10 protein-coding genes are annotated in these 10,108 nt (G+C 38.0%); 4 read left to right on the top strand and 6 right to left on the bottom strand.

Annotated elements, in window-relative coordinates:
* On the top strand, window positions 1-3,115 hold a 3,115-nt coding region (locus tag ACM0OY_RS38325; protein ID WP_414573945.1), incomplete at its 5' end, for a DUF3854 domain-containing protein.
* Window positions 3,116-3,137: 22 nt separating this feature from the next.
* A complete protein-coding gene (locus ACM0OY_RS38320) occupies window positions 3,138-3,914 on the top strand; it encodes a hypothetical protein (RefSeq protein ID WP_414573944.1) in 777 nt (258 codons plus the stop codon).
* Here the strand turns inward: ACM0OY_RS38320 and ACM0OY_RS38315 are convergent.
* Entirely contained in the window at window positions 3,911-4,153 is a 243-nt protein-coding gene (locus tag ACM0OY_RS38315) for a hypothetical protein (protein ID WP_414573943.1), read from the bottom strand. The two genes, ACM0OY_RS38320 and ACM0OY_RS38315, sit on opposite strands and share 4 nt — an antisense overlap.
* A 13-nt stretch (window positions 4,154-4,166) precedes the next feature.
* Complete coding sequence (locus ACM0OY_RS38310) at window positions 4,167-4,901, bottom strand: sensor histidine kinase (protein WP_414573942.1); 735 nt, start codon at window positions 4,899-4,901, stop codon at window positions 4,167-4,169.
* A 454-nt stretch (window positions 4,902-5,355) separates the two neighbouring features.
* Between ACM0OY_RS38310 and ACM0OY_RS38305 the strand changes: the two genes are divergently transcribed.
* Complete coding sequence (locus tag ACM0OY_RS38305) at window positions 5,356-6,018, top strand: response regulator (protein WP_414573941.1); 663 nt, start codon at window positions 5,356-5,358, stop codon at window positions 6,016-6,018.
* Between the two features lie 7 nt (window positions 6,019-6,025).
* Here the strand turns inward: ACM0OY_RS38305 and ACM0OY_RS38300 are convergent, their stop codons facing one another.
* From ACM0OY_RS38300 to ACM0OY_RS38285, 4 genes are read right to left on the bottom strand one after another with little or no spacing between them, the layout of a single operon-like run.
* Window positions 6,026-6,619 (bottom strand): DUF6753 family protein, encoded by a 594-nt coding sequence (locus ACM0OY_RS38300; RefSeq protein ID WP_414573940.1) that lies wholly within the window; start codon window positions 6,617-6,619, stop codon window positions 6,026-6,028.
* Complete coding sequence (locus ACM0OY_RS38295) at window positions 6,619-7,326, bottom strand: ATP-binding protein (protein WP_414573939.1); 708 nt, start codon at window positions 7,324-7,326, stop codon at window positions 6,619-6,621. Before ACM0OY_RS38295 ends, ACM0OY_RS38300 begins: the two co-directional genes overlap by 1 nt.
* Complete coding sequence (locus ACM0OY_RS38290) at window positions 7,310-8,293, bottom strand: hypothetical protein (protein ID WP_414573938.1); 984 nt, start codon at window positions 8,291-8,293, stop codon at window positions 7,310-7,312. The genes ACM0OY_RS38295 and ACM0OY_RS38290 overlap by 17 nt, the downstream gene beginning before the upstream one ends.
* 37 nt (window positions 8,294-8,330) lie before the next feature.
* Window positions 8,331-8,657 (bottom strand): hypothetical protein, encoded by a 327-nt coding sequence (locus ACM0OY_RS38285; protein WP_414573937.1) that lies wholly within the window; start codon window positions 8,655-8,657, stop codon window positions 8,331-8,333.
* A 718-nt stretch (window positions 8,658-9,375) separates the two neighbouring features.
* On the opposite strand from ACM0OY_RS38285, the gene ACM0OY_RS38280 reads away from it, so the two are divergent.
* Window positions 9,376-10,035, top strand: coding sequence for a hypothetical protein (locus ACM0OY_RS38280; protein ID WP_414573936.1), 660 nt, complete (start codon window positions 9,376-9,378; stop codon window positions 10,033-10,035).
* Window positions 10,036-10,108 lie beyond the last annotated feature (73 nt).

Raw genomic sequence — 10,108 nt, 5'->3', positions numbered from 1 at the left:
TAACCAAACCAGCGCCAACAATGAAGTTGATAACCAGAGTCACCAGATAAGAGTGATTAGTTCTTATGACATTGCAGATGATAATTTAACAACAAAGATTGTCATCAACCATACAATTCCTATAACTAGTGAAAAACTTAACCCGCAAAATACTCAACATATCCCTCATCACCCGGAACATATCGATCCGCAACATTGGCACGAACTCGTAGTAGGCAGCGCGATCTCAGGAGAGATTGTACATCTCAACTTCTCTAGTCTTCATTTTAGCTATGTCGGTGGCGAACATGAAGCTTGGGAACGGCTCATGATCAGCGACAAACTCTCACGTACAAATACAGGTAGCCTCTCTACTAAGCTTTTAGAACTCTATTCCCACTTAGATGCAGGTGGCTGGTGGTGTAATTCAGGAGTAGATCCGCGCACATTTGCTAATCTTACCCCTGGTGAGCAACCTCAAATTAAAGAATGGGGATGCTATAAGCCAAACCGCCCCAGACCCAAAACCGTAAAAAAAGATGGGTTCACTGTTGTGGTTGAAGGCAAGTTCATCAAATATGAGCATCCACCATCAGTTGATTTGAGTATTTTCTTGCTAGATGTCCCAGCCGTGATTGCCCAAAATATTTACTCAAAAGCTGGAGTAAACCCCGCCGATAGCGATCGCTTGAGTGGTTTTTGGTATTGTGTGTGGAAACATAACATTCCCATCACCATTACCGAAGGGGCGAAGAAAGCAGCCAGTCTGTTAAGCCAAGGTCACGCAGCCATCGGACTACCGGGAATTTCCTCCGGCTATCGCTCACCTAAAAACGAGTGGGGCAAGAAAATTGGTGATTCTTATCTGGCTGATGAGTTAGCTGTTTTCGCTACTCCTAATAGAGAAATCAAAATCTGCTTTGATTATGAATCCTTACCTGAAACTAAGCTCAATATCCAAAGAGATATTTGGAAGACAGGAAGCTTATTACAAGAATTTGGTGCTGTCGTTAAAGTACTAACGCTGCTAGGGCCGGATAAGGGTGTAGATGATTTTATAGTGGCACAGGGAGGAGAAAGTTTTGAAAAGCTATCTGCCGGGGGTATAGCTCTAGAGGAGTGGCATCAAAATCAACTTGATAGTTTACGTTTTACTATCAAGCTCAAAGATGGCACAGTCAAAACAATTGATCGACAAAAAGGAGACTCTACTGTGACAGATGATCCCGAATTAGAACCAAACATTGGTGTATTTAAAAAAAATCGTGCTCAATCACCTATTGACCTTGGTTCACAAATTATAGATATAAAAGTTATTGATTCAGACATTATTCATTTAGATGTTGCCCTTGAGCCAGCCCAGCCAACTGAAACTCCTGTAATTCCACAAAACACAAAAAGCATTAGTTCCTGGGCTAAAAAAGAAAATGTTACACTTTATGAGCCTAATTTTTTTAGAAAGCGCCTAGAAGCTAGCGAGAATAAACAAATAGCTTTTGCTGCTTATACTTTGTTAAAAAAATATGGTGTTGAGGCTAAAGATGAACAACAGCAGACCAGTGGCAAAATCTACCATGCTGATGCTTTTGTAATCAAGAATCATGGTGCTGATAAATACAGTATCTATCGTCGTCATGATAATGTAGAGTTAATGACTTTTCAAGCTGATAAATGGGGACACGTAGGCAATATTAAACTTTCTTACACAGAAATAGAGGATGAGCAAAAAATTTGGAGAGAAAGACAAATTAATATTCTGCCTATTGAAAGGCAGGAGTTTTTGTTAGTGGCTGACTACCTCAAAGCTGGTAAAGAATTGCCCTCTGTTGATGAAGACCCTCGCAAAATAGCCTCTATCGTTGGTTCAGTCTCTCCTAAAGGCACACACAATATTTTAGAAAGTTTCAAAGAAAACGAGGTATTAAAAATTCTCACACAAACTATTACTAGCTTCGAGAAAGGCGATTTAACCTTGGGCAATTACCGGATTCTTTTTCGGCAAACCACTGACAATACATCTACTCTGCAATTACTCAAAACTGAACACAATGGTACTACTAGGGAAGCTGTTCGCTTTCAGTTTGAGAAAACTGATACTGGGATGACTCATCAAGTCCAAGCGATGGCTATCACTGAAGCTGATTTGGAGAAGTTAAGGCTGTTGGCTCAAAAACTGCATATTAATTATCAATCTTATGAAGGCAACCCGACAGACACTCGTGACATCGACTTGCCCCTTCATCCCGAAATTACCCGTAACTTAGACGATGATTGGTCACACCAATCTACTCAATCTACGCCCAACGTACCAGATCGCAAGACACAATTACACCCACAAGAAACAAGTTCTAATTCTCCAAAACAACAGAACGCTGTATCACACTCAACTATACCAACACCTAAAAACACAACACCATCACAACCAGCAAAACAAACCAATTTTTCTTCTAACTTAGATAAAGTTTTGCTACCACTACATCCAGTTTTGAAACAGTATTGGGAGCAGTTAGTCTTAGATGGTTCTTGGAATGAGACTGTAGCGCAAGGACATTTAGAATTTCAATTTAAAATTCAGCAAACTGGAAAATTAACTGTTGGTGAACAGCGTGAACTTTACCAGCAGATTCAAAATCAGGCTTGGAGTGAAATCAATCACAATGGGCGTACTGATATTGTGCTTCCACCGTTAGCTTATATTGTTAATGATTTGCGATCGCAGGTTCTTACAGAAGCACAGCCACAGTTTTCTTCTGAAGAGAAACGTGATACACCCGTGCCTCTTCACCCTGAGATTGCCTCTCATTGGCAAGGTTTAGAAGCTAATAAAACTTGGTCTAGTGTTGCCAATCAGTACAACAACCCTTTGCGGGAAAAACTTTCAAAAACTGGCAAGCTGACTATTGGCGAGCAACGTGAGCTTTACCAAAAAATTCTCCTTCAAAGTCAATTCGAGCAGCACAACAAAGGGCAAACGAATATCTCACTTCCTCCTTTGAGTGATGTGATTCAGGATTTACTCAAGACTCGTAGCCAGGTTATTAACAATACTTATACGCCCTCTTTTGAAGTAGATTCCCAAAAATCTCACACTCCACAACAGTCTACTACCACTAATTCACAAGAATTAGATTTGTAATGAACAATACTCAATTACACTTATGCAATCTAGCTCAGTGGCCCAAACCATCACTATCATCAACCGCAACAGTGGCTTTTCTGACAACCAAATGGCCTACAGACTGGCACTGATGATGGAGAAACACCCACCTTCACCGTCAATAACCCCCGCACTAGACCCCACACAGCGCAAAAATATTATTAGTGATGTGAGAAATACTTTATCTGTGTCCCAAAATGCTCAAACTACTGAAGAATATAGGCTAGAACTCAAGCAAAAGTATTACCAAGAGTACGCTCAAAAATTTGGTTTAAATAAATCCGAGGAAACACCTGATATAGATAACTCAACAAGAGTTGAAGATTTGATCGATGAAAAGAAAAAGACATTCTTGCAGCAGATATTAAAAACTAAAGGGCGCAAACTGCCTTTTGTTGACAGCCAACAGTCAAAATCAGTTGAGACTGAAAATAATGAGGTTGTTAAAAAGTCTCTTATTCCTGCACTAATGAATATTATCGTTACAAAGGGACAAGATACTATTGGCGGTCGAGTCTATGAAGGCATGGCTTATCAATTAAATTTGTTGATGAGAGAAGGTATGCAGCGTCTGACTGTTTGGCGCAAAAGTGATAATCAGTCGGCTTTTAGTGCTTATAAAGCTGGTGTTAGTGAAGAATACAAGGTAATACAAAATAACCTTTCACCACAAGAAACACAAAAGCTGATCGACTTTGACCAAAAACAACGGCAACAACAGCAACTGCCACAGCAACAACAAAACGAGCAATCGCCTGACGGTCCAGAGTTGGATTAACTAAAATACCCGACAAACAACCCAAGAATGTACACGCTTACCAAGATATAGCGCTTAGTCACTCGCTCGAATTGTGACCAGGGTGAGATGATGACAGCTAATACTATATAAAACAATGCTTGTAGAAAATCGTTGTGCCCCAGTTTGATGATTGCCGCTATCATCAAAGCTGCAAGAATTAGAAATTCCACTCCTGTTTCAATCCTGTCCCAAAGTTGAACATCATACAAGTAACGCATCTTATAACCTCTGTTATTTGAGGCACATCCTACCATCAACCCCATATATCTCGTCATCTTTGTAAGGAAATATAATGGTGAATTTGGTTCCTTGTTTAGTTACTGAATCCACCCTCATGCTCAGTCCGTGAGCATAAGCCACCATCCAGGCAATATACAACCCTATTCCTCTGCCTGGCTTATCAGATAACTTACTCTGGGGCGCTCTCCAAAACGGAATAAATATATTTGATAGCTGTTCGGGGGCAATCCCACAACCGGTATCTTCAATCTCAACAATTAAATCATCATCTTGATTGAGCAGTCTTATAAATACATCTCCTCGCTTGGTGTACTTAATAGCATTAGTTATGATATTGCATAACATTCTGTCAATACTTATGCTGTCACCCCGTACTTGCGTTTCATGCTTGTATGTTACTTGCGTTTCATAGTGAAGATTCAAGGAATGATACTGTGCTATTACCTTGTATTGAAAATATTGCTTTTGTAAAAAATCTAACATATCAAACTGCACTAACGTTGTTAGATTAGGTTCTAAAAAAGGCGTCCTTCTATCAACCAAGCCCAGTCCTCGCTCATTCATTTCTTGCAAACCTTTTAAAAAAGGCCTGATTTCTTCTAAAGAGTGTCCATAAGCACCATCAATTATCTGATTCAGCACTAATGATGTGGCTCTAAAACTGCTTGATACATCATGTAACAGAGATGAGAGATCCAATTGCTTGCTTAGAGATTCTTGCTGCATATATGCTTCCCAAGATAGATTGTGATTTTCGCTACTTTTATGAATGCTAATTAAATTTTCAAATTCTAGAATATTTTTATTTTAGACTGAAAAAAATTTTTATCCACTCAGACTTTAGTCTTAATACTTTTACAAAAACAGAATTCAGGAGTCAGTCGCCAGAATTCAGTTGGGTATTTTATACGAAAGATACGAAAGGGCGGATGAATCAAAGGGTTTAAGACCCCCACTAAATAGAAGATTTAGTAGTCTTCAATCAATGGTGGCTCTGAATCTCACACTCATTAATTCTGACTCCTGAATTCTGACTTCGGAATTTTTATTCAACTGCCATACTTTTCTAAAGTAGCTGTTTTCATTTTACGTTTGTATATATAAAAATTAAAACACTTAACATCAATAACTGTGATATAAATATTTAAGTATCTAACAATCGAAACAATCAAAGCTTTATATGATTCGATTAGTACTTATTGAGGATGAAGAGGTATTCAGACTCGGCATCACTACTGCTATTCAACAGCAACCAGATATGGAGATGGTCGCTAATGCTTCTACTGGTGAGCAAGGTATTAATATCGTCAAACAGTGGGAGCCTGATGTTGTCCTCGTGGATATTGGTTTACCCGACATTTCTGGAGTCGAGGTCATTAAGCAAATCAAGATTTATCGCAGTAACATTAAAGTTGTTGTCCTTTCCTGCAATTCTTCTCAAGAAATTGTCACTGCTGCCATCAGCAGTGGCGCTGATTCTTATATTCTCAAAAAAAATAACATTTCTTTAATTTTAGAGGCAATCAAAACCACTTACAATAATAAAAGTTTATTTGATTCCGAAATTATTAAAAGAGGTTTGCTAAGTCTTCTTCAGAAGCCAAAAATCAAAGGAAAAATCTTTGATGACCACTTAACCGAGCGAGAAATTAATGTTTTGTTACTAATCGCTGCCGGATTATCTAATAAGGAGATAGGTCAGAAGTTGTTCATTGGTGAAAACACGGTCAAAAATCATGCTAGGAATATTTATTCTAAATTAGGTGTTGATAATCGCATCAATGCTATTCTAAAAGCCTCTGAACTCGGCTATATCTCAAACACTGTTACCCAAGTTAGTTAAGTGCTTTTCACTTACCTACTTGAATTAAACAATAGCCTTGGGTTTTACTCTGCTGTGTTTGACAGGCTTCAATTACTGCTTGATTCTTCAATAGTAATTGATACATCTGCTTTCCCTCTTGGGATTTTGCCCATTGCAGAATCTTAAGATCGTTGCGTGATACTACCACTGACTGATTTGTTCCTACATTCTGCACCAGATTCCACGTTGTCAGGGAACCCAACAAGGTACTGCCAGCCGCTACTAATCCACACACCAGAGATACTGTTCCTAACCCCCAGCCTCCCTGCACTTTCATACCTGCGCCGGTGGGCTTAATTTTTTTCATCTCATCACGCACAGCACTGGAGACAACCGTATAGTGCATTGACTCGGCGGATTTACTTGTCTTCTCCAGTTTTTGGTCTATTAATGCTGCCCATGCTTCTATCATTGCCTCCATTCTTGCCTGGAGGTCTATCATCGTTTCTTCATATCGACCCAGCGTTGCCATCATCCTAAATGTTGGGTCATCTGGTGTGATTCCTAATTGGTACGCCCCTTCAACTATGCGCCTTTGTTCTGATGGAGAATAACCTTGTAATATATCTTGTGATGTCATTAATCAAGTCCTAAATATTTAATAGCCAAATTATTATTTATCACTGAATTGCGGAAATTTTTAATCCACTGAAAAATGAAACTTCTCCAAAACAAAATTATTGAGAAATCCTGGCAAACTTGTGAATATGGCTTGACAGCTTTCTCCATCGCTTGATAGTGATTTCGATGTAAAGCCATCAAATTTATTTCTGTTCCTCCTATTGTTAACAGAGTTTTCCGCATTTTTTCGTCATATTCCCTAAACTCTGGCGCAAAATGATAATTCTTCACTATCACATAGTTGGCATTGTTAGTAGCAGTTTGGATGATTTGAGTTAAGTAGTCTATGCAGTCCGTTCTATGTGATATCGGTTGCAGGAACGTTAGCTTCCATCCATATTCAGCTAAAGCTTCTAATAGTTCAGACTCAACAATATACTGACAAATTTTGTCTATGTGCTGCCCCGGCATATCCACTAAAATGATATCTATATTATCAGCTACCAGATCAATAAACATCCTGTCCGTTTGTTTATTGAAAAAATCTATCTTTTCAATACACACTAAATCTTTGTAAGCCAAAAGTCTATCACGATTATCATGGTCATAAACTTTCAACCTTTTACCTTGAATCTGATAAATTTCCAGCAACAGTTTAATAACTGTAGACTTGCCTACACGAGAGTCACCTACAGTCATTACCATTCTTTTAGAAGATTTCAACATTTATACTCTCCAGCCCTAAGAGATGTTTAACTGGATAAATTTGCTGTTTAAAAGTTTTTAGCCAACTCTTCACCCGCATTTTCACTCCTGGTAGTTCTTTTTGCTTTATTCCTTCAGAAAAACTTAGTGACTTTTCATCTAAATAATCATAGGCATATTCAAGTAAATCCGGCATTGTAATATCAAATAAAGGGATTCCTGCTTTTAATAGCTCTTGCTTTATCTCTTGAACTATTGATGAGTTGCTATATCTAGAAAATTCTTCCTCCTCACCATAAAATAAATTTCTAACGACTACGTAATCTACTTTATTTCCGCAAAAGCTGTATAAATCTATTAATTGCTTTACCGAATCTGATACTCGACTAATTACCACGACCATTGTTACTCTAATGTCATAATCATTGGCGGCTATTTCCAAGAACTCTTGTTCTATAAATTTTTTAAATATTTGTCTTGATTGCGGTGGCAATTCTAATAAAAACAGCGATTCTGGTGGTGGTAGCTGATTATATGTATCTAGCTCTGGCTCCATCATTCTCTTTACCCGATCAAAAAATCTATCTATACTTCCATCTTTAAAAATATTTAACTGCTGTATTTGACAATGCTCACCATTCTCACCATAATATCTCAACAAATCTGGATTAGAATTATCTGCATCTACTGCCACAATTCTTCTTTTCTCATCTATACAAGTTTGTAAAAATCCTCTCGTCCACATCGATTTACCAACTCCACCTTTCCCCCCGTCTACTATTACTAATCTTCTTGGGGGAGTTTTAGTTACCTCTTCTGCTTCTTTATCTGTATCTGAGGCTATATCTAGGTCTAATTTTAGTTTCTCTAATTCTAACTGCTGCTCTGGTGTTAAATCATTTAGCTTTATTTCTTCTGCTTCAATTGCCGATATATCAGCTTTGCCATTAATATTTCCATTTTGATTGTTATTGATAGTTTGTATCATTCTTCTTCTCCTCATAATTCAGATTTGTCTCAATTATCTAAAAAAAATCTTTTTGAAATATCGGTAAGACATTACTCCTTATCCATTGCGTGAAGTTCTTAATTATTTGTTCTTCCACTATGCCTTTTAAATTATATATAGCTCCAGAATTTAAAGTTTTTACTATTGTTATTTGCTCACCAAGAACCACATGACGTTCTCTAACTTGGATATGCAGAGGCACTATTTTTTCATTATTTAATTCCGGTGCAATAATCTGAAATACATCTTCAGCAAATATCTCTAGCCCTAATGGAGTTGATATTACTCGAACCGCGCTACCCAATGTATGGTCAAATTCCCAAAATGTCCATATTTTTTTCATTGCTGATTTAGATGTTACTTACGCCAATTATGCTCACGCACAAATTCTTTCTCAACTCTGCTCTTTTATCTATGACATATTCCTACTAAAAAGATGAAGGAACTTTAGTGCTGTTTTTTTCCGTACTAAAGTGACTTGTTCTTTCTTCATAATTGTTGTATTATTTATCATTTACTTTTTAGCAAGTAGCAACACAAAATCATCCTGCGCTATAAGAAGATTGAGAGGTCGCTATCACCTCACCTACCATTAGGGCTGTGAAGTATATCAAACAGGAGTGCGACGATATATCTGGACGCTCTGTGCGCCATTGCCTCTATGTGGTTTCAGTTGCCGATGGCTGTGGAAGGGTAGAACTATGACTAAAAACTGTTAAAAATTGATTGCATATATGCAACAAATATGTATAATATTTGCAGCTTCTAATCAAGCATTCTTAGAAGTAGATATTGCTTAAAGAAGGAGTCAGAAGTCAGCAGTCAGAATCAATTAGTCGAGGATTCTGACCCGCCACTACGAAAGTTGACCACCAAAGTTTCTTGTTTTGTGGGGACTTAAACCCGTTTATTCAGACGCTAAATCGATTCAAAATTCAATTCTGTTAGCGGATAGCTAAGGTTTAGCCCATTCTGGCGACTGACGCATGTATTCTTTCTTGTTAAACAAGAAAATCGGTAATTAATTTCGCGTATTAATTGTTGGAGTATTGGAGTTTTTTATGAATAAAATAGGTTTACTCATAGCCCTTGTTTTGATAGGTGCGGGTACTGGGGCTTGCCAGTCTGAAGGAGACAAGGTGGCTCAGGCAGAGAATGATTATAGGGCTAAGTTAACTGATGTGCAAAGCCAAAAAGATAAGGAAGTACAGGAGCAAATAAGGCAATATGTAGAAGAGACACCTAACTTATATAGAATAACTTGGAAGGTATGCGGAGATTATAGAACTAGGAAGCGGGATGGAGTAAGATGTAGCGAAACTAAAATTCCCAAAACTAAAGGATATGTTGATCCCGTTTACGTCTGGGCAGCTAATGGGGTGCAATTTGTTAATAAGCAACACTTTGTTAATAGCTATTGGACTACAGGATTGTTTGTCAAGTCTAAAGGATGCTTGAACTCAGGTAAGCCAGAACAAGAACAATTTTATAATGTAAAAAATTTCACTAGAGATAAAACGAATCCTGTTCCTACCGCAGCAAACGTGAAGATTGAAGCTCTGTCAAAGCAGGAAAAGCAAACAGTAGTAGAACTTGCCTTCAAGGACGCACAAGTAGAAAATTATGCGCTGACAAATTTCGGTGTGTCAGCAACCACAGGAATGATCCCAACGGGGAAAAGCTGTCTGAAGCTTGAAGAATGGAAGAAAATGCAGTCTTAGCACCTGTTCAAAAATAAGGAAAGCCAGCCTTCGCTTTCATCCCTTTCAGGGATGAAAGCTCCTCTTTTATCGA

Source organism: Nostoc sp. CCY 9925 (assembly GCF_963920935.1).
Lineage (GTDB): Bacteria > Cyanobacteriota > Cyanobacteriia > Cyanobacteriales > Nostocaceae > Nostoc.
This window is presented reverse-complemented; position numbering and strand designations above follow the sequence as displayed.